Source organism: Desulforamulus ruminis DSM 2154 (genome assembly GCF_000215085.1).
Taxonomy (GTDB): Bacteria; Bacillota; Desulfotomaculia; order Desulfotomaculales; family Desulfotomaculaceae; genus Desulfotomaculum; species Desulfotomaculum ruminis.
Window position 1 is genome coordinate 281276 of the sequence record NC_015589.1, and the last position, 22490, is coordinate 303765.

21 protein-coding genes and 5 tRNA genes are annotated in these 22490 nt (G+C 49.8%); all 26 read left to right on the forward strand.

Annotated features, from left to right (window positions below):
* The 26 genes from DESRU_RS01435 to tuf (DESRU_RS01560) all read left to right on the forward strand — a co-directional run bounded on the left by DESRU_RS01435 (position 1) and on the right by tuf (DESRU_RS01560) (position 22427).
* Positions 1-411: a Mini-ribonuclease 3 gene (locus tag DESRU_RS01435; protein ID WP_013840350.1), complete on the forward strand. Its 411-nt coding sequence runs from the start codon at positions 1-3 to the stop codon at positions 409-411.
* Positions 412-622: 211 nt separating this feature from the next.
* Positions 623-1372, forward strand: a complete 750-nt coding sequence (gene thyX / locus DESRU_RS01440) for an FAD-dependent thymidylate synthase (RefSeq protein ID WP_041275255.1) — start codon at positions 623-625, stop codon at positions 1370-1372.
* A 6-nt stretch (positions 1373-1378) separates the two neighbouring features.
* On the forward strand, positions 1379-1543 hold the full coding sequence (locus DESRU_RS01445; protein ID WP_013840352.1) for a hypothetical protein: 165 nt from the start codon (positions 1379-1381) through the stop codon (positions 1541-1543).
* A gap of 247 nt (positions 1544-1790) precedes the next feature.
* Positions 1791-2522: a 23S rRNA (guanosine(2251)-2'-O)-methyltransferase RlmB gene (rlmB, locus tag DESRU_RS01450; RefSeq protein WP_187290601.1), complete on the forward strand. Its 732-nt coding sequence runs from the start codon at positions 1791-1793 to the stop codon at positions 2520-2522.
* 8 nt (positions 2523-2530) lie between these two features.
* On the forward strand, positions 2531-3043 hold the full coding sequence (locus tag DESRU_RS01455; RefSeq protein ID WP_041275519.1) for an NYN domain-containing protein: 513 nt from the start codon (positions 2531-2533) through the stop codon (positions 3041-3043).
* 195 nt (positions 3044-3238) lie between these two features.
* Positions 3239-3889, forward strand: a complete 651-nt coding sequence (gene sigH, locus DESRU_RS01460; protein ID WP_013840355.1) for an RNA polymerase sporulation sigma factor SigH — start codon at positions 3239-3241, stop codon at positions 3887-3889.
* Between the two features lie 198 nt (positions 3890-4087).
* Positions 4088-4163: transfer RNA gene (locus tag DESRU_RS01465), tRNA-Thr, on the forward strand.
* Positions 4164-4172: 9 nt separating this feature from the next.
* A tRNA-Tyr gene (locus DESRU_RS01470) sits at positions 4173-4258 on the forward strand.
* A gap of 75 nt (positions 4259-4333) precedes the next feature.
* Positions 4334-4409: transfer RNA gene (locus tag DESRU_RS01475), tRNA-Met, on the forward strand.
* Positions 4410-4412: 3 nt separating this feature from the next.
* Positions 4413-4488: transfer RNA gene (locus DESRU_RS01480), tRNA-Thr, on the forward strand.
* Between the two features lie 7 nt (positions 4489-4495).
* Positions 4496-4572: transfer RNA gene (locus tag DESRU_RS01485), tRNA-Met, on the forward strand.
* Positions 4573-5034: 462 nt separating this feature from the next.
* A complete protein-coding gene (gene tuf / locus DESRU_RS01490; protein WP_013840356.1) occupies positions 5035-6237 on the forward strand; it encodes an elongation factor Tu in 1203 nt (400 codons plus the stop codon).
* A gap of 414 nt (positions 6238-6651) precedes the next feature.
* Positions 6652-6801 carry a 50S ribosomal protein L33 gene (gene rpmG, locus DESRU_RS01495; RefSeq protein WP_013840357.1) on the forward strand — a complete coding sequence of 50 codons (150 nt, stop codon included), beginning with the start codon at positions 6652-6654 and terminating at the stop codon, positions 6799-6801.
* 105 nt (positions 6802-6906) lie between these two features.
* Positions 6907-7260, forward strand: a complete 354-nt coding sequence (gene secE / locus DESRU_RS01500; RefSeq protein ID WP_013840358.1) for a preprotein translocase subunit SecE — start codon at positions 6907-6909, stop codon at positions 7258-7260.
* A gap of 55 nt (positions 7261-7315) precedes the next feature.
* Positions 7316-7843 carry a transcription termination/antitermination protein NusG gene (gene nusG / locus DESRU_RS01505; RefSeq protein WP_013840359.1) on the forward strand — a complete coding sequence of 176 codons (528 nt, stop codon included), beginning with the start codon at positions 7316-7318 and terminating at the stop codon, positions 7841-7843.
* Between the two features lie 29 nt (positions 7844-7872).
* Positions 7873-8301: a 50S ribosomal protein L11 gene (rplK, locus tag DESRU_RS01510; RefSeq protein WP_013840360.1), complete on the forward strand. Its 429-nt coding sequence runs from the start codon at positions 7873-7875 to the stop codon at positions 8299-8301.
* 51 nt (positions 8302-8352) lie between these two features.
* A complete protein-coding gene (gene rplA / locus DESRU_RS01515; RefSeq protein ID WP_013840361.1) occupies positions 8353-9042 on the forward strand; it encodes a 50S ribosomal protein L1 in 690 nt (229 codons plus the stop codon).
* 256 nt (positions 9043-9298) lie between these two features.
* A complete protein-coding gene (gene rplJ / locus DESRU_RS01520) occupies positions 9299-9835 on the forward strand; it encodes a 50S ribosomal protein L10 (protein ID WP_013840362.1) in 537 nt (178 codons plus the stop codon).
* 53 nt (positions 9836-9888) lie between these two features.
* Complete coding sequence (rplL, locus tag DESRU_RS01525) at positions 9889-10269, forward strand: 50S ribosomal protein L7/L12 (protein ID WP_013840363.1); 381 nt, start codon at positions 9889-9891, stop codon at positions 10267-10269.
* A 414-nt stretch (positions 10270-10683) separates the two neighbouring features.
* Positions 10684-14121: a DNA-directed RNA polymerase subunit beta gene (gene rpoB / locus DESRU_RS01530; RefSeq protein WP_475682137.1), complete on the forward strand. Its 3438-nt coding sequence runs from the start codon at positions 10684-10686 to the stop codon at positions 14119-14121.
* A 53-nt stretch (positions 14122-14174) separates the two neighbouring features.
* Positions 14175-17771: a DNA-directed RNA polymerase subunit beta' gene (gene rpoC / locus DESRU_RS01535; protein WP_013840365.1), complete on the forward strand. Its 3597-nt coding sequence runs from the start codon at positions 14175-14177 to the stop codon at positions 17769-17771.
* A 91-nt stretch (positions 17772-17862) separates the two neighbouring features.
* On the forward strand, positions 17863-18114 hold the full coding sequence (locus DESRU_RS01540; protein ID WP_013840366.1) for a L7Ae/L30e/S12e/Gadd45 family ribosomal protein: 252 nt from the start codon (positions 17863-17865) through the stop codon (positions 18112-18114).
* Positions 18115-18197: 83 nt separating this feature from the next.
* Positions 18198-18572, forward strand: coding sequence for a 30S ribosomal protein S12 (gene rpsL / locus DESRU_RS01545; RefSeq protein WP_013840367.1), 375 nt, complete (start codon positions 18198-18200; stop codon positions 18570-18572).
* Between the two features lie 47 nt (positions 18573-18619).
* Positions 18620-19090: a 30S ribosomal protein S7 gene (rpsG, locus tag DESRU_RS01550; RefSeq protein WP_013840368.1), complete on the forward strand. Its 471-nt coding sequence runs from the start codon at positions 18620-18622 to the stop codon at positions 19088-19090.
* Between the two features lie 12 nt (positions 19091-19102).
* The gene (gene fusA, locus DESRU_RS01555) at positions 19103-21181 is read left to right on the forward strand and encodes an elongation factor G (RefSeq protein WP_013840369.1); all 2079 of its coding nucleotides are present in this window, start codon (positions 19103-19105) and stop codon (positions 21179-21181) included.
* A 43-nt stretch (positions 21182-21224) separates the two neighbouring features.
* Positions 21225-22427: an elongation factor Tu gene (tuf, locus tag DESRU_RS01560; RefSeq protein WP_013840356.1), complete on the forward strand. Its 1203-nt coding sequence runs from the start codon at positions 21225-21227 to the stop codon at positions 22425-22427.
* The last annotated feature ends 63 nt before the right edge of the window (positions 22428-22490 follow it).

Genomic DNA, 22490 nt, shown 5'->3' on the forward strand with positions numbered 1-22490 from the left:
TTGGATAACCAATCTTTAGAACCCCGGGGGATAAAGCCCGAAGAGAGTCCAAGCCTGGTGCTGGCTTATATTGGGGATGCGGTTTATGAACTGGCGGTCAGGGAATATTTAGTACAGCGGGGCATGGTTAAAGTGAACCAACTGCACCGGACGGCCGTGAAGTATGTGCGTGCCGGGGCCCAGGCCAAGGCGTTGTTTTCTCTGGAGGATAAACTTTCCGAAGAAGAAATGGCTGTGGTGCGCCGGGGCAGAAATGCCAAGTCGGGAACTCCGCCCAAGGGGGCCTGTGTGCTGGAATACCGCCATGCCACAGCCCTGGAAGCCCTGATCGGATATTTATATTTTAAAGAACGTCATGAGAGAGTTCGGGAAATCATCAGCATGGCTGTGAATGAAATAAGCCGTCAGTAGCTAAAGGGTACTCTAGTTGCTGGACTTAAGGGTAATAGCTCATAGGTCCAGTTGGTAGCCTTGCGGGTAATACTTTAGGGTCCTGTTGTTTGTAATGGTAACCAAGACCAAGGGCACAACCGATAAGACGAACAACAGGACCCTAAAGACAGCCTATGAGTCTAGCAACAAGATCCGAAGAATGCCTATTAGGTTAGAGGGAGAGAGTTATGTGGCCAAAGCAACATTGAAAGTTCGATTATTACAGCATACACCGGAACCGGAGAAACTGGTGGCCATGGCTGCCAGGCTGTGCTATTCACCTTCCGGCATTGATGATCTGGCAGAGGATGTCATCCATTCGGATCAGCAGCAATTTATTAAAAAACTGATGGATATGGGACATTATACCACCATTGAGCATATTTCCTTTACCTTTGGTGTTGAAGGAGTATCCAGGAGTCTACTGGCCCAGCTCACCCGGCACCGCATCGCCAGCTTCAGTGTGCAGTCCCAGCGTTATGTAGGTGAAACGCGAGCGCAGAATAAACAGGGAATTTTTGATTATATTATTCCGGAGACCATTCTTCAACTGGGACCGGAAGCTGTGGCGGAGTTTGAAAGTCAAATGACCCGGATTCAAGCCTGGTATGACGGTTGGGTGCAGAAGCTGGGCGGGGGCAGGGTTGCTTATGAGGATGCCCGTTTTGTACTGCCCAATGCTGCGGAAACCAAGCTGGTGGTAACCATGAATGCCCGGGAATTGCGTCACTTTTTTGATTTGCGTTGTTGCAATCGAGCGCAGTGGGAAATTCGCAATCTGGCGGAGCAAATGCTGAAGCTGGTAAAAGAAGCGGCTCCCACTATTTTCAGGGACGCCGGCCCCAGTTGTTTATCCGGTCCCTGCCCGGAAGGAAAGCTTAGCTGTGGTAAAATGCCTGAGGTCCGTAAAAAGTTCGGGATGATAAAATCCGGAGAGTGATCCTATATGAATCTTCCTTTGGTGATTTTAACCCTTTGGGGAGTCGCCCTTATTTTAGGGGTTACGGGAGTGTTTATCCGCAAAAGACTTCTTATTTTCCTGGGCATGGCTGCTGCTGTGGCCGGGGTTATTGCAACCTTTTATTTAAAGTATCTGGTGTCCAAGCTGTAGGCTAGGGATATTTAGCCTTATGCTGCATTTCTGTTAGGTCCTGTGGTTAGCCTAACAGGCATTCCTTAGGGGTCTCGTTGTTAGTGTGAATGCACTTCTTTTAGAACCCAAGCCTAAGGAATGCTTAAATACGAACAACAAGACCCTAAAACAAAACAGTATAAGTCAGGACCCCGGGGAATTTCAGCATAAGGCTAATAACGGGACCTCAGAGAAAGGCAGTATAAGACTAGCAGGAGGCGATCTGGTGAGCGAAATCATTGCCGGGCGCAACCCGGTTCGTGAAGCACTTCGGGCAGGGCGTCCCATCAATAAGGTGATTATGGCCAAAGGAACCCCTTCCGGACCTTTGGGAGAAATTACTAGGATGGTCCGGGAAGCAGGCATTCCCATCCAAACGGTTGACCGGGCGTACCTGGATAAATTACAAACCGGCGTACCTCACCAGGGTATTGTCGCTTATGCTGCGGCCAAGCAGTATGTGGAAGTGGAGGATATTCTGAGTGCTGCCCGGTCAAAGGGTCAGGAGCCCTTTATGGTGATGCTGGATGAAATAAACGATCCTCATAACCTGGGGGCGATTCTGCGTACCTGTGATGCGGCCGGTGTGCACGGGGTAATCATCCCTCAGCGCAGATCCGTCGCTTTAACGGCAACGGTGGCCAAAGCTTCCGCAGGAGCGGTGGAGTATGTACCGGTGGCTCGGGTAACCAATCTGGATCAAACCATTCGTTCGTTAAAGGAGCAAGGGCTTTGGGTTGTGGGGGCGGAGATGGACGGCCCGGACCTGTTTTGGCAGGCTAAATTAACCGGTCCTCTGCTGCTGGTGATTGGCGGGGAAGGAAAGGGACTGGGCAGATTGCTTAAGGAAAGATGCGATATGCTGGTCCGTCTGCCCATGCTGGGACAAGTAGGCTCCTTAAATGCCTCGGTGGCAGCTGCATTATTGGTGTATGAGGTCGTACGCCAGAGAGGGTAGGTTTGTCCGTGCAAGATTTTTATGTAGTGGATGGATATAATGTTATTCACGCCTGGCCGGATTTTGAAGGAATCAAAGCCGGCGGGCTGGACCATTGCAGGGATAGACTGATTGACATCCTAGCCAATTTTGCTGCCTTCAGCGGAGCCCGGGTGAAAGTGATTTTCGATGCCCACTTGGTTAAAAGCGGCATTGAGCATGCGGAGTTTATTCATGGCGTTGAGGTGTTTTACACCCAAGAGGGAGAAACCGCTGACTCGTTGATTGAAAGATTGGTGGGGGATTTGGGCAAGCTGGGAACCGTCTATGTGGTAACCTCCGATTGGGATGAACAAAGAATTATTTTTGGCCGCGGGGCTTTTCGGGTAACACCGAAAGAGTTTAGAGAGCAAATCGTACAGATAAATCGACAGCAACAGGAGAATTATAACAAAGAAAATCCCACAGAAGGCTATCTGGAGGACAAATTGCCTCGAGAAATCAGGATAATTATGGAAAAATGGCGTCGCGGGAAGAACTGATGCCTGTCCGGGTTGGACTTTTTTTACCTTGACGAGTCTTTTTAACATAAGATATAATGATTCATGGAACTCTCTAAGAACGTTCTTTTTTTAAATAATTAACTATTTAACCAATGGGTAAACAGACCCCGGTGATATTAACGGATATGTCGTTTTTCTTTTTTGTAGTTGCTTAGTGATAAAGAAGCGGGGGCGATGGATTTGAATTCAAATGCACAAAGGGAAGTTTCCGGAGGCTACCAGGTAATGGTTGATGAAGATGTCGTCGAGTTTGCTCGTGAAGGTGACGATGCGGCCCTGGAGTACTTGATTAACAAGTATAAAAACTTTGTGCGTGCCAAAGCCCGCTCGTATTTTCTGATCGGCGCAGATAGAGAAGATATTATCCAGGAAGGCATGATCGGTTTATATAAAGCCATTCGTGATTTTAGAATGGACAAATTATCTTCCTTCCGGGCTTTTGCGGAACTATGTATCACCCGGCAAATCATTACCGCCATCAAAACCGCCACCCGGCAAAAGCATATCCCTTTAAATTCTTATGTCTCATTAAACAAACCCATTTACGACGAGGATTCGGATCGTACCCTGCTGGATGTAATCTCCGGTTCTAAAATTACCGACCCTGAGGAACTGATTATCAGCAGGGAAGAATTTGACGACATTGAAGAAAAAATGGGTGAAATTCTAAGCTCCCTGGAATGGAAAGTTTTAATGTCCTACCTGGAAGGGAAGTCCTACCAGGAAATTGCCGAAGATCTGAAGCGCCATGTCAAGTCCATTGATAATGCGCTGCAAAGGGTCAAACGAAAGCTTGAGAGATACCTGGAAAAACGAGAAGTATAATCTGCCAGCCAACCCCGGGACCCCCGGGGTTATTTTAATGCCAATAATTCTACAAGGGCATATTATTTACCTTTATTTAATATAAAAAATTTAAAGTTAAAAATCTGTAACATTTCCAGACAATACTTTTGGTGAATGGTTGACAGTAACATGCTTATCTGTTATTATATCTCTTGCGCGGTTTGATCCGAATTCTGTGCCGACGTAGCTCAATTGGTAGAGCAGCTGACTTGTAATCAGCAGGTTGCGGGTTCGAGTCCCATCGTCGGCTCCATTTATATACGGAGGGATTCCCGAGCGGCCAAAGGGAGCAGACTGTAAATCTGCCGTCTGACGACTTCGAAGGTTCGAATCCTTCTCCCTCCACCAGTTCACCCCTTCGCAGGCGGAATAATATTTTAGTTGCTCATGAACTTTTGCCTGTGATATAATATTTTATGTTGACGCGGGATAGAGCAGTTGGTAGCTCGTCGGGCTCATAACCCGAAGGTCGGGGGTTCAAGTCCCCCTCCCGCAACCAAATGCTGCTATAGCTCAGTAGGTAGAGCGTATCCTTGGTAAGGATAAGGTCACCGGTTCAATCCCGGTTAGCAGCTCCAAAATTTTGGCGGCGTAGCTCAGTTGGTCAGAGCACTCGGTTCATACCCGTGGGGTCACTGGTTCAAATCCAGTCGCCGCTACCAAACAGCATCCAGTCCGAGGGGACTGGTTTTTTTGTATTTAGCCACTGCAGCCTAATACTGCATTGCTTTGAGGCTCTGTTGTTTGCCTTATACTGAAATTATCCGGGGCCCTGTTGCTAGTAGCCTTATACTGTTTTTCTCTAAGGTCTTGTTGTTCGTATTTAAGTATTTCCTTTGGGCTTGGGTTCTAAAAGAAAGTGCATTCATACTACGTAACAACGAGACCTCCAAGGAATGCCCGTCAGGCTAACAACAGGACCAAGGAGAAATGCGGCATAAGGCTAAAGCCAACAACGGAACTAAGAAGAAAATCCCCAATAAAAGCAGGATTTTTCCATTTCTTATCGAATCGTTCCTATGAATTGTTGACAGGTATAGAATTGGCATCAATGTGAAATAACTGTAGGGAATGACGGCTATTTTTAGCAAACCTTGAAATTGATGGAGGAGGAGAAATTTTCCATGGCTAAGGCAAAATTTGAACGGAATAAACCCCACGTAAACATTGGAACCATCGGTCACGTTGACCACGGCAAAACCACCCTGACCGCAGCAATTACCGTGGTGCTGTCCACCGCCGGCGGCGCATCCGTAAAACGTTACGACGAAATTGACAACGCACCGGAAGAACGTGAACGGGGTATTACCATTAACACCGCCCACGTTGAATACGAAACCGGCAACCGTCACTATGCCCACGTGGACTGCCCGGGCCACGCCGACTATGTTAAGAACATGATCACCGGAGCAGCCCAGATGGACGGAGCGATTCTGGTAGTATCCGCCGCAGACGGCCCGATGCCCCAGACCCGTGAGCACATCCTGCTGTCCCGTCAGGTAGGGGTTCCCTATATCGTAGTCTTCCTGAACAAATCCGACATGGTGGACGACGCGGAACTGCTGGAACTGGTAGACATGGAAGTAAGAGAACTGCTGAACTCCTACGAGTTCCCCGGGGACGACACACCCATCGTGGCAGGTTCCGGATTAAAAGCATTGGAATGCGGATGCGGCAAACGGGAGTGCGAATGGTGCGGCAAAGTGTGGGAACTGATGGATAATGTAGATGCTTACATTCCCACCCCTGAACGTGCCGTGGATAAGCCGTTCCTGATGCCGGTGGAAGACGTGTTCTCCATTACCGGACGTGGTACGGTAGCCACCGGCCGTGTAGAACGGGGTCAAGTAAAAGTACAGGATGAAATTGAAATCGTAGGACTGAGCGACAAACCTCGGAAGACGGTAGTAACGGGCGTGGAAATGTTCCGGAAACTGCTGGATTATGCTCAGGCCGGTGATAATATTGGAGCGCTGCTGCGTGGTGTAGACCGCAAAGAAATCGAGCGTGGCCAGGTATTGGCGAAGCCCGGCAGCATCAAACCGCACACCAAATTCAGTGCGGAAGTGTATGTGCTGACCAAAGAAGAAGGTGGACGTCACACCCCGTTCTTTAACGGCTATCGTCCACAGTTCTACTTCCGTACCACGGATGTGACGGGTATCGTAACCCTGCCGGAAGGCGTGGAAATGGTAATGCCCGGAGATAACATCAAAGTGGACATCGACCTGATTACCCCCATCGCCATTGAAGAAGGACTGCGCTTTGCCATTCGTGAAGGCGGACGTACCGTAGGCGCCGGCGTGGTAACCGGTATCCGGGAGTAATTTTAACTTAGTGTTCCGCTTGGCGGGTTTAATTGCAAAAGGGTAGAGATTTGACCAGGGGGTGAGTTTTCAGCTTGCCCCCTTTTTATATGATGACACCAAGTCAATATTGGAAAGCCTTGCGTAATAGTTAAAGACAAGAATCATTATTAAAGTGGGTTTAATTGCAAATGGTATTAAAAACCAATATTTGAGACAAAATACTGTTATGGATGACTCCGTCACATAAGCTATTGACATACAACATCACTTGTGATAAATTTGTTAAGGTATATTAAGAGGACATAGTCGGTTCAAGTCTTTTTTATGCTGTCAAAAATTTCAAGGTGACAGTATAAGGGCAACGAGGCTTCGGTCTTGGCCCAAGACTTGGCGGAAGCCAAGTTTTCTTTAGTTTTTAGGGAGGTGTCAACAATGCGTGTGGGCGTAACTTTGGCTTGCACCGAATGCAAACGGCGCAACTACACCACAAACAAAAATAAAAAGAACGATTCCAACCGGATTGAGCTTAAAAAATATTGTAAGTGGTGTCATACTCATACAGTTCATAAAGAAACCAGATAGATTGGGCCCTTAACCCCGTATGTTGTGACCTGAGCCGCATTCCATGAGGGGTTTTATTTGAGGCACTACTGGTGAAACATAAAAAGTAAGGATGTGGCGTTTCGGATGGCTGTGCAGAAAAAACAGGTTAAAGCGGTTAGCGCTGCCAAGGAAATAGCGGCAACCAAAGAAACCAGCGGGGCTGATAATAAAAAGGAAACGGCCCCTAGGGAAGCTGCAAAGGCTGTGGCCAAAAGCCAGCCTGCAAAGGCGCAAAAGGTATCCTTTGCGGAACGGGCTGGTGGCATAAAGAAATATTTCCTTGGTGTTAAGAATGAGTTGAAAAAGGTTCATTGGCCCACCCGTAAGGAAATTGTCACTTATACCGCCGTTGTGTTTGTTTCTGTAGCTGCGGTTGCTGCTGTCATCTGGGTGTTGGATTCGCTTCTCAGTTTAGGCGTTTCGGCCATTGTGTCCTAATTGGTATCAGTGAGGGGGTGGGGGACCCGAATGATGATGGGGGTCCCTTCTGTTAATGAGTAAACAGTGGTATGTTGTACATACCTACTCCGGGTACGAAAACAAGGTTAAGGCCAACTTGGAGAGGCGTATTGAATCCATGAATATGGAAGATAAAATCTTTCGTATTCTTGTACCAATGGAAGATGAAGTAGAAATCAAAAATGGCAAGAAAAAGATTTCAAAGAAAAAAGTTTTCCCCGGATATGTCTTGGTAGAAATGATCATGACCGATGATTCCTGGTATGTGGTTCGTAACACGCCGGGGGTTACCGGCTTTGTTGGTTCCGGTTCTAAACCCATACCCCTAAATGATGAGGAATCCAAGGCCATTATCCGGCAAATGGGCATGGAAGAGCAAAAGACCAAGGTTGATTTCAACCTGGGCGAAAATGTTCAAGTATCCGATGGCCCCTTTGAGAATTTTGTTGGTGTGATAGAAGAAATTTACCCTGAAAAGGGTAAAGTTAAAGTTATGGTATCCATGTTTGGACGTGAAACTCCCATCGAACTTGATTTCACACAAATTAAAAAGCTTGACTAAGCTTTAGGCTGTAAGGAGGTGGACTGGATATGGCCAAAAAGGTAGCCGCCATTATTAAACTACAAATTCCGGCCGGTAAAGCCACCCCGGCACCCCCGGTAGGTCCCGCTTTGGGTCAGCACGGGGTTAATATCATGGGATTTGTTAAGCAATATAATGAAGTTACTGCTGCTCAAGCAGGCTTAATTATTCCAGTTGAAATTACTGTATATGAAGACCGGTCCTTTACCTTTATTACCAAAACTCCGCCAGCAGCAGTTTTGCTGAAAAAGGCGCTGGGTATTGAGACCGCTTCCGGTGAACCTAACAAAAAGAAAGTGGGCAAAGTGCCCCGCTCGAAAGTTAGGGAAATTGCTGAATTAAAAATGCCCGATCTGAATGCGGCCAGCATAGAAACTGCCATGAGCATGATTGAGGGTACTGCCCGCAGTATGGGCATTGAAGTTGTAGAAGGATAACTCATCCGGTGGGAGGATGTAGTCCGCTAGTACCACAAAGGAGGAAATCATATGCCGAAATTAGGCAAAAAGCTCCAGGAAGCAATGAAGCAGTATGATCCGTCTGTTCTTTACGAACCGTCTGAGGCACTGGCTATGGTCAAGAAAATTGCTTCGGCTAAATTTGACGAAACCGTTGAAGTGGCTTTCCGCCTGGGGGTAGACCCCCGTCACGCAGACCAGCAGTTAAGGGGTGCCGTTGTGCTGCCCCATGGCACGGGTAAAACCAAAACGGTGCTGGTTTTTGCCAAAGGTGATAAGGCTAAAGAAGCTGAAGTAGCAGGCGCAGACTTTGTGGGTGCTGAAGATATGGTTGAAAAGATTCAGGGTGGCTGGATGGGCTTTGACGTGGCCATTGCCACTCCGGACATGATGGGCCTGGTTGGTAAGCTGGGCCGGGTGCTGGGTCCCCGTGGCTTAATGCCCAACCCCAAAACCGGCACCGTTACCTTTGAAGTCGGACCTGCGGTTAGCGATGCCAAAGGTGGTAAGATCACTTATCGTACCGATAAAGTGGGTATCATTCATGCGCCCATTGGTAAAGCTTCCTTTGAAGTTGAAAAACTGGTGGAAAATTTTAAAACCCTGGCCGACACCCTGGTTCGCATTAAGCCTGCCACGGCCAAAGGCCAGTATATGAAGGCTATTACCGTGTCTTCAACCATGGGACCCGGGGTGAAGATTAACCCCTCTAAGATTTAACCTCTGCTGAAGATCTACAAATGCATACTTTTCCAGTCGTAGACCGTTGGTGTCTTAGGACCTAAAGGCAGATTGCCGCCAACCGAGGCCGGGGTTGAACTCGCAAGTTTGAACTGTTGCGGGCCTCTGTGCATGTCTAAGACACACAGAGGCCTTTTTTATACGCGCCAAGCGATAAAAAGACAACCCGGGCTGCTGCCCGCCGGGGCCGGCGACCAGTTAAGTTTTCTTTAATCCAGGGAAGGAGGTGTAACTTGTGCCAACCACAAAAGCTCAAAAACAAGCCATGCTGGCTGAAATGAAGGAAAAAATCCAGAACTCCCAGGTAACCATCCTGGCTGAATACCGTGGCATTTCTGTTGCCAAAATAACCGATCTCAGAACACGCCTGCGTAAAGCCGGCTGTGAAATGAAAGTGGCCAAAAACACCATTGCCGGCCTTGCTGCCAAGGAAGTCGGTATTGATGGTCTGGAAGACTACTTGAAAAACCCCATTGTCTTCACCTTTGGCCTTGAGGACCCGGTGGCCCCTGCTAAAATTCTGTCTGATTTTGCCAGGGAAATTAAACAGGGCCTCGATATTAAGGCGGGTGTTTTAGAAGGAAAGGTTATCGACGCCAATGGGGTTAAAGCCCTGGCCGACCTGCCCTCCAGAGAGGTATTGCTGGCCAAAGTACTGGGCGGTATGCAGGCTCCCATGTACGGCTTTGCCGGAGTATTGGCTGCCAACCTGCGCAATCTGGTTTATGTTGTGGATCAGATCCGCCAGCAAAAAGAAGGACAGGCGTCCTAAGCAAAACAGCATCATAAAAATCATTTATAAATTTTGAGGAGGTTCATTTGATTATGTCTAAAGTTGCTGAAGTATTAGAACTGGTAAAAGGCCTGACCGTACTGGAACTGGCTGAACTGGTAAAAGCTTTTGAAGAAGAATTTGGTGTTTCCGCCGCTGCTCCCGTAGCAGTAGCTGCTGCTCCCGCAGCCGGTGGCGCTGCCGCTCCTGCTGAAGAAGAGCAAACCGAATTTGATGTAATCCTCACCAGCGCTGGTGACAAGAAGATCAATGTAATTAAAGTGGTTCGCGAAATTACCGGCCTGGGTCTGAAAGAAGCCAAAGATCTGGTTGACGGTGCTCCCAAGCCCGTTAAAGAGAAAGTTGCCAAGGAAGAAGCCGAAGCCATCAAAGCTAAACTGACTGAAGCCGGCGCAACCGTTGACGTAAAATAATTGATTCTTTCTATTATATAAGGTATATAAAAGTAAATACGCCGCCCATTGCGGCGTATTTACTTTTATATCAAATCAGGGTCTGGATTCACATGACAGAAGCCCTGCTAGCCGGCATGGAAGAAAAATCCAACCGGCATTATAAAATCGACCTGAAGAGCCAGAAAACGCCTTGACAAACGGCAACATCCGTGCTAACATTTTAAAATGTCATTCTATGGTTAAAATAAATAAATTTTGGTCCGGTGGTAAAATTTACGAATAATTTTTTGCATAATCGGCCAGAATAAAGGAGATAGGGGATCATAATGCTTATAAGGCGAGGGATTGTTTCTAAAGGGCAAGACCTTGCTTTTCGTTGTCTTTGTTTTTAATACGTATTTTGTTAAATATTTAAGGGGTGTGATGCGTTCGATGGCTTACCCGGAACAAGTAGGCAGCAGGGTGAGGTGGAATTACGGTAAACTGCAGGAAGTTTTGGACTTACCCAACCTTATTGAAGTTCAGCGGAACTCTTACGAGTGGTTCTTGCGGGAGGGATTAAGGGAAGTGTTCCATGACATCTCTCCAATTCAGGATTTCACCGGAAACCTGGTCCTGGAATTTTTGGACTACACCCTGGGAGAACCCAAATATTCGGTGGAAGAGTGCAAGGAACGCGATGTTACGTACGCTGCCCCATTAAGGGTCAAGGTTCGCCTGATTAATAAGGAAACTGGAGAGGTGAAGGAGCAGGAGGTCTTCATGGGGGATTTCCCGCTGATGACCGACAAGGGAACCTTTATTATTAACGGTGCTGAGCGGGTTATCGTCAGCCAACTGGTCCGTTCGCCCGGTGTATATTTTGCGGATCAAATTGACACCAGCGGCAAAAGGCTGTTTACTTCTACCATTATCCCCAACCGCGGAGCCTGGCTGGAATTCGAAACCGACGTTAACGACCACATCTTTGTTCGCATCGATCGCACCAGAAAAATCCCGGCAACTGTGTTGATACGGGCATTAGGTTTTGGCTCCAATGCCATGATTACCGAACTTTTTGAAAACGATAAGAATATTCAGGAAACCCTCAGTAGGGACAATACCGATTCCGAAGAGGAAGCGCTGGTTGAAATTTATAAAAGGCTCCGCCCCGGCGAACCGCCCACGGTGGAAAGTGCCCGTTCTTTATTAAATACCTTATTCTTTGATCCCAAACGATATGACTTGGCCAATGTGGGCCGGTACAAACTTCAGAAAAAATTAAAACATGGCGTTTTGTATCGCTATCCCAACGGCCAGGATGGCCCCACTGAGTGGGACCGTTATTTAAATAAGGAAGTTCCTGTAGATCGTGAATTTATCCGGGAACTGACCAAAGAGGATATTATTGCCACTAAGAAATACCTTCTCGGCCTGATGAGAGGGGAAGGCGTTGTGGACGATATCGACCATCTGGGCAACCGGAGATTGCGTTCGGTGGGTGAACTGCTGCAGAACCAGTTCCGCATCGGTCTTTCCCGGATGGAACGGGTGGTCCGTGAAAGGATGACCATTCAGGATGTGGATGTGATTACACCTCAGGTGCTGATCAACATCCGGCCGGTAGTGGCTTCCATTAAAGAATTCTTTGGCTCCAGCCAGTTGTCCCAGTTCATGGACCAAACCAACCCGCTGGCAGAGTTGACCCATAAAAGAAGACTTTCGGCCCTGGGCCCCGGCGGGCTTTCCCGTGAACGGGCGGGCTTTGAAGTCCGGGACGTGCATCATTCCCACTACGGCAGGATGTGCCCCATTGAGACCCCGGAAGGTCCCAACATTGGTCTCATTGGTTCTCTTTCCACCTATGCCCGCATTAACAGCTTTGGCTTTATTGAGACGCCTTACCGGAAAGTGGATAAAGAGAATAAACGGGTTACGGATGAAATTAGCTATCTAACCGCCGATGAAGAGGAAGGGCACATCATTGCCCAGGCCAATGCGCCCCTGGATGAAACCGGTTATTTTGTGGATGAAAGGGTCAATGCCCGTCATGGACATGACACCTTGATTGTTCCCACAGACCGGGTGGATTTTATGGACGTTTCTCCAAAACAGGTGTTTTCGGTGGCCACCGCCCTGATTCCCTTTTTGGAGCATGATGATGCCAACCGTGCTCTGATGGGCGCCAACATGCAGAGGCAAGCGGTGCCCCTGCTGAGAGCCCAGGCCCCGCTGGTGGGAACCGGCATTGAATACCGGGCGGCCAAGGATTCCGGCGTGGTGCAGGTGGCCAGGAACGCCGGGGAAGTGACCCGGGTTACCGCCAATGAGATTACCATTCGTACCAGTGAAGGGAAAAACGATACCTATAAATTATTGAAATTTACCCGATCCAACCAGGGCACCTGCATTAACCAGAAGCCCATTGTTAATAAGGGGGACAGGGTGGAAGCCGGGCAGATTATTGCCGACGGTCCTGCCACCGACAAAGGGGAACTGGCTTTAGGCCGCAATATCCTGGTGGCCTTTATGACCTGGGAAGGCAATAACTACGAAGACGCTATTTTAATCAGCGAGAAGGCGGTTAAAGAAGATTTCTTTACTTCTATTCACATAGAGGAATACGAATGCGACGCCCGGGATACCAAATTAGGCCCGGAAGAGATTACCCGGGATATTCCCAATGTGGGCGAAGATATTTTGAAGGATTTGGATGAGCGGGGAATTATCCGCATTGGTGCGGAAGTAAGACCCGGCGACATCCTGGTAGGCAAGGTTACGCCCAAGGGTGAAACCGAGCTGACGGCGGAAGAACGGCTGCTGCGGGCGATTTTCGGTGAGAAAGCCCGGGAGGTCCGGGATACTTCCCTCCGGGTGCCCCATGGCGAGGCCGGAAAGATTGTCGATGTTAAGGTATTCTCCCGGGAAAACGGCGATGAGCTGCCGCCGGGGGTCAATCAGCTGGTCCGCGTTTATATTGCCCAAAAGAGAAAAATCTCCGAAGGGGATAAAATGGCGGGTCGTCACGGCAACAAAGGGGTTATCGCCCGCATCCTGCCGGAAGAAGATATGCCCTTTATGGAAGACGGGACGCCGGTTGAAATCGTTTTGAACCCCCTTGGGGTGCCCTCCCGTATGAATATCGGCCAGGTTCTGGAAACGCACCTGGGTTGGGCGGCCAAAGCCCTGGGCTTCCATGTGGCCACTCCGGTATTTAACGGAGCAACGGAAGAAGCCATTTGGGACTCCTTAAAACGTGCGAACCTGCCGGAGAACGGTAAAATGACCCTTTATGACGGTCGCAGCGGCGATGCCTTTGACCACTCGGTGACCGTGGGTTATGTCTATATGATTAAGCTGCACCATTTGGTGGATGATAAAATCCACGCCCGGTCCACCGGGCCTTATTCCCTGGTAACCCAGCAGCCCCTGGGCGGTAAAGCCCAGTTTGGGGGGCAGCGTTTCGGGGAGATGGAAGTTTGGGCTTTGGAAGCTTATGGTGCAGCCTATACCTTGCAAGAGATTCTCACCGTAAAGTCCGACGATGTGGTAGGGCGGGTTAAGACCTACGAAGCCATCGTCAAGGGCGAAAATGTGCCCGAGCCCGGAGTGCCGGAATCCTTTAAGGTTCTGATCAAGGAATTGCAGTCTCTGGGACTGGACGTAAAGGTACTTACCGAAGCGGAAGAGGAAATTGAAATTAAGGAAATTGAAGAAGACGTAACGGAAACTGCCAAGGAATTAGGGATTGAACTGCCTGAAGAAAGACGCATCGGGCCGCCGAAACGGGATGACAACGAAGAGGTAGAGGACGATGAAGAGGAACTGGAAGATTTCGACGAGTCCTTTATCGAAGAGGGCGAAGAATTCAGCTTGGATGACGAGGACTAAGCAGGCCGTATCAAGAATTGCTACCCAAATCCGCTAAAGGGGGAGTAGGTCCTTTGTTGGAATTAAATAATTTCGATAGTATTCGCATTGGGTTGGCCTCGCCGGAAAAAATTCGGCAGTGGTCCAGTGGAGAAGTAAAAAAGCCGGAGACAATCAACTACCGTACATTGAAACCGGAACGGGATGGTTTATTCTGTGAGAGAATATTTGGTCCACAAAGAGACTGGGAATGTCACTGCGGAAAATATAAACGGGTTCGCTATAAAGGGGTTGTTTGCGATCGCTGCGGTGTGGAGGTAACCCGGTCCAAGGTCCGCAGGGAAAGGCTGGGCCATATCGAGTTGGCCGCCCCGGTATCTCATATTTGGTATTTTAAAGGAATTCCCAGCCGCATGGGCCTGTTGCTGGATATGTCCCCCCGGGCGCTGGAAAAGGTGCTTTACTTTGTTTCTTATATTGTCATTGAGCCCGGTGAAACACCCCTGTTAAAGAAGCAGTTGTTAACTGAAACGGAATACCGGGAATATAAGGATAAATTTGGCAATACCTTTAAGGCGGGCATGGGTGCCGAGGCCATTAAAAAACTGTTGGAAGAGATTCAACTGGATGAACTAGCCAGAGAACTTCGCCAGGAATTGAAAGAAGTCTCCGGACAACGCAAAATCCGGGCCATTCGCCGGCTGGAAGTGGTGGAGGCCTTTAAGAAATCGGGAAATAGCCCCCAGTGGATGATTTTGGATGTGGTGCCGGTAATTCCTCCGGAACTGCGGCCCATGGTACAACTGGACGGCGGCCGCTTTGCCACTTCGGATTTGAATGATCTATACCGCCGGGTCATTAACCGCAACAACCGGCTGAAGCGCCTGTTGGACCTGGGAGCCCCGGATATTATCGTGCGCAACGAAAAGCGGATGCTTCAGGAAGCGGTGGACGCCTTAATTGACAACGGCCGTCGGGGCCGGCCTGTTACAGGTCCCGGGAACCGTCCGTTAAAATCCTTGTCCGACATGTTGAAGGGTAAACAGGGGCGTTTCCGTCAGAACCTGCTGGGCAAAAGGGTTGATTACTCCGGACGTTCGGTTATCGTGGTGGGTCCCCATTTAAAAATGCACCAGTGCGGCTTGCCCAAAGAAATGGCTTTGGAATTGTTCAAGCCCTTTGTGATGAAAAAGTTGGTGAACGACGGGCACGCCCATAACATTAAGAGCGCCAAACGGATGGTAGAAAGGGTTCGGCCCGAGGTCTGGGATGTTCTGGAAGAAGTGATTAAAGAACACCCGGTACTGTTGAACCGTGCCCCAACCCTGCACCGGCTGGGCATTCAGGCCTTTGAGCCGGTTCTGGTGGAAGGGCGCGCCATTAAGATCCACCCCATGGTATGTACCGCTTACAATGCGGACTTTGACGGGGACCAGATGGCTGTTCACGTACCCCTTTCCGCAGAAGCCCAGGCGGAAGCCAGGCTGCTCATGCTGGCGGCTAATAATATTCTGAACCCTAAAGACGGAAAGCCGGTGGCCAGCCCCACCCAGGACATGGTTTTAGGCTGCTATTACCTGACCATGGAACGGGAAGGGGCTGCGGGTGAAGGCAGTATCTTTAAGGATGAGCAGGAATCGGTTTTAGCCTATGAAAGCGGGGAAGTTTCCCTTCATGCCGGCGTAACTGTTCGCCGGTCCAACGGAGAGAGGCTGAAGACCACGGTTGGCAGAATCATCTTTAATGAAGTAATTCCTCAGGAATTGGGATATATCAATCAGGTTTGCGACAAGAAAACCCTTAGCAGGATTGTGGCCGAATGCTACCGCAAGCTGGGCAACGCCCATACGGCAGAACTTCTGGACGGCATTAAATCCCTGGGCTACAAGTTTTCTACCAAGGCGGGGATTACCATCGGGGTAGCGGATATTACCATCCCCGAGGCCAAGAAGGAAATTCTGGCTATTGCCGAGGATCAGGTTAATAAAATTGAAAATCAATTCCGCCGCGGTTTAATTACCGAAGACGAACGTTACCGTAAGGTTATTAATATCTGGAACGACGCCACCGACAAGGTGACCAAGGCGTTAATGGACACCCTGGATAAATTTAATAATATTTATATGATGGCTACTTCCGGGGCCCGCGGTAATATCCAGCAGATTCGCCAGCTGGCCGGTATGAGGGGTCTGATGGCGGATCCTTCCGGACGGATTATTGACTTGCCCATTAAGGCCAACTTCCGGGAAGGCTTAACGGTATTGGAATACTTCATTTCCACCCACGGCGCTCGGAAAGGTTTGGCGGATACCGCTCTGCGGACCGCTGACTCCGGTTACCTGACCCGCCGTCTGGTGGACGTAGCACAGGATGTAATCGTGCGGGAGGATGACTGCGGCACCACCGAGGGTGTGGAAGTCCGCGAAATCAGGGATGGCAGCGAAAGCATTGAAAAACTCTCCGAACGGCTGGAAGGCCGGGTGCCCATGGAGCCCGTCGTTCATCCGGAAACCGGGGAAGTGATTATTTCCCAGGAGCAGGTTGATAACCATGGCATGATTTCCGCTGATCAGGCTCAGGCCGTAATGGATGCGGGAATTACCAAGGTAAAAATCCGCTCGGTTATTACCTGCAAAACCCGCTATGGCGTATGCAAGCATTGCTACGGCCGCAACCTGGCCACCGGCGGAGCCATTGATACCGGTGAAGCAGTGGGAATCATTGCCGCCCAGTCCATCGGTGAGCCGGGAACCCAGTTAACCATGCGTACCTTCCACACCGGCGGTGTGGCCGGGGATGATATTACCCAGGGTCTGCCCAGGGTTGAGGAACTCTTTGAGGCCCGCCGGCCGAAAGGTCAGGCCATTGTTGCCGAGGAGGAAGGGATTGTGGCCCTCCGAGAGGTAAAAGGCCGCCGAGAGATTGAGATCACCAAGGATAATGGGGAAAAGAACATCTATGCCGTACCCTATGGCGCCAGGTTAAAAGTCCGGGACGGCCAGCGGGTGGAGGCCGGGGATGAATTAACCGAGGGTTCCGTCAACCCCCACGATCTGTTAAAAATCAAAGGGCCTGCGGGAGTGCAGATTTACCTGCTCCAGGAAGTACAGCGGGTATACCGGCTCCAGGGCGTGGAGATTAACGATAAGCATATCGAAGTGATGATCCGCCAAATGCTTAGAAAAGTTAAGGTGGAAGAGGCCGGAGATACCGAGCTGCTGCCCGGCGGTCTGATCGATGTATTTGAATTTGAAGAAGAGAATCAAAGGGTGATACAAAACGGCGGGGAGCCTGCCGTGGCCAAACCGGTTCTGCTGGGCATCACCAAGGCCTCCCTGGCTACGGATTCCTTCCTGTCGGCGGCTTCCTTCCAGGAAACCACCCGGGTACTGACCGAGGCGGCCATCAAAGGCAAACTGGACCCGCTGCTGGGTCTGAAGGAAAACGTCATCATCGGAAAGCTGGTACCCGCCGGTACAGGGATGCCCCGTTACCGGAATATCGAAGTTTTCACCGAGGATGAGGCCGATAACGAAGATGATTACGATATTCTCCTGCCGACCATAGATAAAAACCGCGGCTACAATCTGAGCAGCGAACTGGATCTGCTCTCGGAGGAGCCGTTAAGGCGCGGAACTTCGGAGGATTTCGACCTGGCCTTGGATAAATAACCGAAGTTAAACGGGTTATCCAAATTATTGACATGGGTTACTGTTGGTGATATTATATATGAGTGTCTGATTTGCTGGAGGTGGGATTACCATGTCCCTGGAGCGGTTGTTGTCCGCACGCAAGAGAACAGTGGGGGCTAAACAAACGCAGAAAGCCGTCGAAAAGTCCCAGGCAAAGATCGTCTACTGGGCTGCTGACGCGGATGGACGCGTGGTGGATCCCATTCTTCGGATTTGTTTTTCTAAGAATATTCCTCATGTAAAAGTCGACTCCATGAAAGAGCTTGGCAAAGCCTGCGGCATTGAAGTGGGCTGTGCCATTGCGTCTGTTACAGAGGATTAACCTCAACTCGAAGTTTCAGATTAAGACCAAGGGGCTTTAAATGGAACTTCATATAAGCACTGCGAGAGGAGGTGTTGAGAGAGATGCCTACTATTAACCAGCTTATCCGCAAGGGTCGTGAAGAAGTAATCTATAAATCCACGGCTCCTGCTTTGAAAGAATGCCCCCAGAAGCGTGGCGTTTGTACCAGGGTTTATACCACAACCCCTAAAAAGCCGAACTCCGCTCTGCGTAAGGTGGCCCGTGTCCGTTTAACCAACCTGATTGAGGTTACATCCTATATTCCGGGGATCGGTCACAATTTGCAGGAACACTCCGTAGTGCTTGTTCGTGGAGGTCGTGTTAAAGACCTGCCCGGTGTGCGCTACCATATTGTACGGGGTGCTCTGGATTCTGCCGGTGTACAAAACCGCAACCAGGGACGTTCCAAATATGGTTCCAAACGGCCTAAAAAATAAATTTTATTTTTATGCAAATTTAGTACGAGGCAAAGGGGGGAAAATTAGTGCCAAGAAGAGGTGGAATCCCCAAACGGGAAGTGCTTCCCGATCCGGTTTACGGCAGCAAGGTTGTAACCAAGCTTGTTAGCCAGATTATGCAGGAAGGCAAACGCGGCGTGGCTGAGAAAATTGTTTACGATGCTTTTGCCATTATTCAGGAAAAATCCGGGAAAAACCCGCTGGAAGTTTTCGATGCAGCCATGAAAAACGTAATGCCTATTTTGGAGGTTAAGGCTCGCCGGGTAGGCGGCGCCAACTACCAGGTTCCCGTGGAAGTCCGCGCAGAACGTCGACAGACTTTGGGCATTCGCTGGCTGACTGCATACACACGCAAGCGCGCCGGTAGATCCATGGCGGAAAAGCTTGCAGGTGAATTGATGGATGCTGCCAACAATGTTGGGGCAACCGTTAAGAAACGCGAAGATACTCATAAAATGGCAGAGGCCAATAAGGCATTTGCTCATTACAGGTGGTAAGGAGGAATCTCTATGGCCCGACAGTTTCCGTTGGAGAGAACCCGGAACATTGGCATAATGGCCCATATTGATGCCGGAAAAACCACTACCACAGAGCGTATTTTGTTCTACACCGGGAAAGTTCATAAAATTGGTGAAGTGCATGATGGTGCAGCCACGATGGACTGGATGGTACAGGAGCAGGAAAGAGGAATTACCATTACCTCTGCCGCTACTACTGCCCAGTGGAATAATCATCGTATTAATATTATAGATACACCCGGGCACGTGGACTTTACAGTGGAAGTAGAACGTTCGCTTCGGGTGTTAGATGGTGCTGTGGCTGTGTTCTGTTCGGTTGGTGGGGTAGAACCCCAATCTGAAACTGTCTGGAGACAGGCCGATAAATACGGCGTGCCCAGAATAGCTTATATTAATAAAATGGACCGTGTGGGAGCCGATTTCTACAACGGCCTGGATATGATTAAAAACCGGCTGGGTGCAAACCCGGTGGCCATTCAACTGCCCATTGGCAGCGAAGATGCTTTTGCCGGTATGGTAGATCTGGTAACCAACAAGGCCATCCATTACGTGGATGACCTGGGGACCCACAGCGAAGTAACCGAGGTTCCTGCAGAACTGCAGGAGAAGGTTGCGGAATACAGGGAAAAACTTCTGGAAAGCGTTGCGGAAAGCGACGAAGAGTTGATGATGAAGTACCTGGAGGGTGAAGAACTGACCGAGGAAGAAATCAAACTGGGGATCCGCAAGGCAACCCTGGCTTGTAAAATTACTCCGGTACTCTGCGGTTCATCCTTTAAAAACAAAGGGGTTCAGCCCTTGCTGGACGCTATCGTGGACTATATGCCGGCGCCTACGGATGTACCGGCCATTAAAGGGGTTAACCCCGACTCCGGTGCGGAAGATGCCCGGATTTCCAGTGATAGCGAACCCTTTTCGGCTCTGGCTTTTAAAATTATGACCGACCCTTATGTGGGTAAGTTGTCCTTCTTCCGGGTATATTCCGGAACCCTCAAATCCGGCTCCTATGTTTTTAATACAACCAAGGGCAAGAGGGAGCGGATTGGACGTATCCTGCAAATGCACGCCAACCACCGGGAAGAAATTCCCGAGGTCTATGCCGGTGATATTGCGGCAGCGGTGGGTCTGAAGGATACCACCACCGGGGATACCCTCTGCGATGAAAAACAACCTATTATTCTGGAATCCATGGAGTTTCCGGAAACGGTAATCTCAGTTGCCATTGAACCGAAAACCAAAGCGGACCAGGATAAGATGGGAGTTGCCTTGGGCAAGCTCACCGAAGAAGACCCCACCTTTAAGGTGCATACCGATCATGAAACCGGGCAGACCATTATTGCCGGTATGGGTGAACTGCATCTGGAGATCATTGTGGATCGTCTGATGAGAGAATTCAAAGTGGAGGCCAATGTTGGACGGCCCCAGGTTGCTTATAGGGAAACCATTCGCAAAGCAGTTAAGGCGGAAGGTAAATTTGTACGGCAATCCGGCGGAAAAGGTCAATACGGTCACGTTTGGATTGAACTGGAGCCCCTGGAGCCAGGCGGCCCGGGTTATGAGTTTGTGAATAAAATTGTTGGCGGTGTCGTTCCCAAGGAATACATCACCCCTGTTGATAATGGTATTCGCGAAGCCCTGGAAAATGGTATTTTAGCGGGCTACCCCATGGTAGATATTAAAGCAACTTTGTTTGACGGTTCCTATCATGAAGTAGACTCATCTGAAATGGCCTTTAAAATTGCAGGTTCCATGGCCTTCAAGAATGCGGCTCAAAAAGCCAGCCCTGTACTGCTGGAACCCATTTTTAAAGTGGAAGTTACCGTTCCGGAGGAATACATGGGTGACGTGATCGGCGACTTGAACAGCCGCCGGGGACGCATTGAGGAAATGGGCTCCCGCGGTAATGCCCGGGTGGTAACCTCTTATGTTCCCCTGGCAGAAATGTTTGGTTATGCCACCGATCTGCGTTCTAAAACCCAGGGACGTGGCGTATACAGCATGCAGTTGGATCACTACGAGGAAGTGCCCAAAAACATTGCCGAAGGGATTATTGCTAAACGCAACGGCTAATCCTAATTATTCTTTTCCATATGAGCAAGGAGGAAAGTAACAAATGGCTAAGGCAAAATTTGAACGGAATAAACCCCACGTAAACATTGGAACCATCGGTCACGTTGACCACGGCAAAACCACCCTGACCGCAGCAATTACCGTGGTGCTGTCCACCGCCGGCGGCGCATCCGTAAAACGTTACGACGAAATTGACAACGCACCGGAAGAACGTGAACGGGGTATTACCATTAACACCGCCCACGTTGAATACGAAACCGGCAACCGTCACTATGCCCACGTGGACTGCCCGGGCCACGCCGACTATGTTAAGAACATGATCACCGGAGCAGCCCAGATGGACGGAGCGATTCTGGTAGTATCCGCCGCAGACGGCCCGATGCCCCAGACCCGTGAGCACATCCTGCTGTCCCGTCAGGTAGGGGTTCCCTATATCGTAGTCTTCCTGAACAAATCCGACATGGTGGACGACGCGGAACTGCTGGAACTGGTAGACATGGAAGTAAGAGAACTGCTGAACTCCTACGAGTTCCCCGGGGACGACACACCCATCGTGGCAGGTTCCGGATTAAAAGCATTGGAATGCGGATGCGGCAAACGGGAGTGCGAATGGTGCGGCAAAGTGTGGGAACTGATGGATAATGTAGATGCTTACATTCCCACCCCTGAACGTGCCGTGGATAAGCCGTTCCTGATGCCGGTGGAAGACGTGTTCTCCATTACCGGACGTGGTACGGTAGCCACCGGCCGTGTAGAACGGGGTCAAGTAAAAGTACAGGATGAAATTGAAATCGTAGGACTGAGCGACAAACCTCGGAAGACGGTAGTAACGGGCGTGGAAATGTTCCGGAAACTGCTGGATTATGCTCAGGCCGGTGATAATATTGGAGCGCTGCTGCGTGGTGTAGACCGCAAAGAAATCGAGCGTGGCCAGGTATTGGCGAAGCCCGGCAGCATCAAACCGCACACCAAATTCAGTGCGGAAGTGTATGTGCTGACCAAAGAAGAAGGTGGACGTCACACCCCGTTCTTTAACGGCTATCGTCCACAGTTCTACTTCCGTACCACGGATGTGACGGGTATCGTAACCCTGCCGGAAGGCGTGGAAATGGTAATGCCCGGAGATAACATCAAAGTGGACATCGACCTGATTACCCCCATCGCCATTGAAGAAGGACTGCGCTTTGCCATTCGTGAAGGCGGACGTACCGTAGGCGCCGGCGTGGTAACCGGTATCCGGGAGTAATTTTAACTTAGTGTTCCGCTTGGCAAGGGTCTAGGGAACACCGGACCGGCTGCGCCGCGATGG

What these genes read in the sequence shown, in the direction of transcription:
- nusG (WP_013840359.1), top strand. Translation starts at nt 7,316, where the DNA reads ATGAGTAAACAGTGGTATGTTGTACATACCTACTCCGGGTACGAAAAC.
- fusA (WP_013840369.1), top strand. Translation starts at nt 19,103, where the DNA reads ATGGCCCGACAGTTTCCGTTGGAGAGAACCCGGAACATTGGCATAATG.
- DESRU_RS01540 (WP_013840366.1), top strand. Translation starts at nt 17,863, where the DNA reads ATGTCCCTGGAGCGGTTGTTGTCCGCACGCAAGAGAACAGTGGGGGCT.
- tuf (WP_013840356.1), top strand. Translation starts at nt 21,225, where the DNA reads ATGGCTAAGGCAAAATTTGAACGGAATAAACCCCACGTAAACATTGGA.
- rplK (WP_013840360.1), top strand. Translation starts at nt 7,873, where the DNA reads ATGGCCAAAAAGGTAGCCGCCATTATTAAACTACAAATTCCGGCCGGT.
- rplL (WP_013840363.1), top strand. Translation starts at nt 9,889, where the DNA reads ATGTCTAAAGTTGCTGAAGTATTAGAACTGGTAAAAGGCCTGACCGTA.
- rpmG (WP_013840357.1), top strand. Translation starts at nt 6,652, where the DNA reads ATGCGTGTGGGCGTAACTTTGGCTTGCACCGAATGCAAACGGCGCAAC.
- DESRU_RS01445 (WP_013840352.1), top strand. Translation starts at nt 1,379, where the DNA reads ATGAATCTTCCTTTGGTGATTTTAACCCTTTGGGGAGTCGCCCTTATT.
- sigH (WP_013840355.1), top strand. Translation starts at nt 3,239, where the DNA reads ATGGATTTGAATTCAAATGCACAAAGGGAAGTTTCCGGAGGCTACCAG.
- tuf (WP_013840356.1), top strand. Translation starts at nt 5,035, where the DNA reads ATGGCTAAGGCAAAATTTGAACGGAATAAACCCCACGTAAACATTGGA.
- rpsL (WP_013840367.1), top strand. Translation starts at nt 18,198, where the DNA reads ATGCCTACTATTAACCAGCTTATCCGCAAGGGTCGTGAAGAAGTAATC.
- rplA (WP_013840361.1), top strand. Translation starts at nt 8,353, where the DNA reads ATGCCGAAATTAGGCAAAAAGCTCCAGGAAGCAATGAAGCAGTATGAT.
- rpoB (WP_475682137.1), top strand. Translation starts at nt 10,684, where the DNA reads ATGGCTTACCCGGAACAAGTAGGCAGCAGGGTGAGGTGGAATTACGGT.
- secE (WP_013840358.1), top strand. Translation starts at nt 6,907, where the DNA reads ATGGCTGTGCAGAAAAAACAGGTTAAAGCGGTTAGCGCTGCCAAGGAA.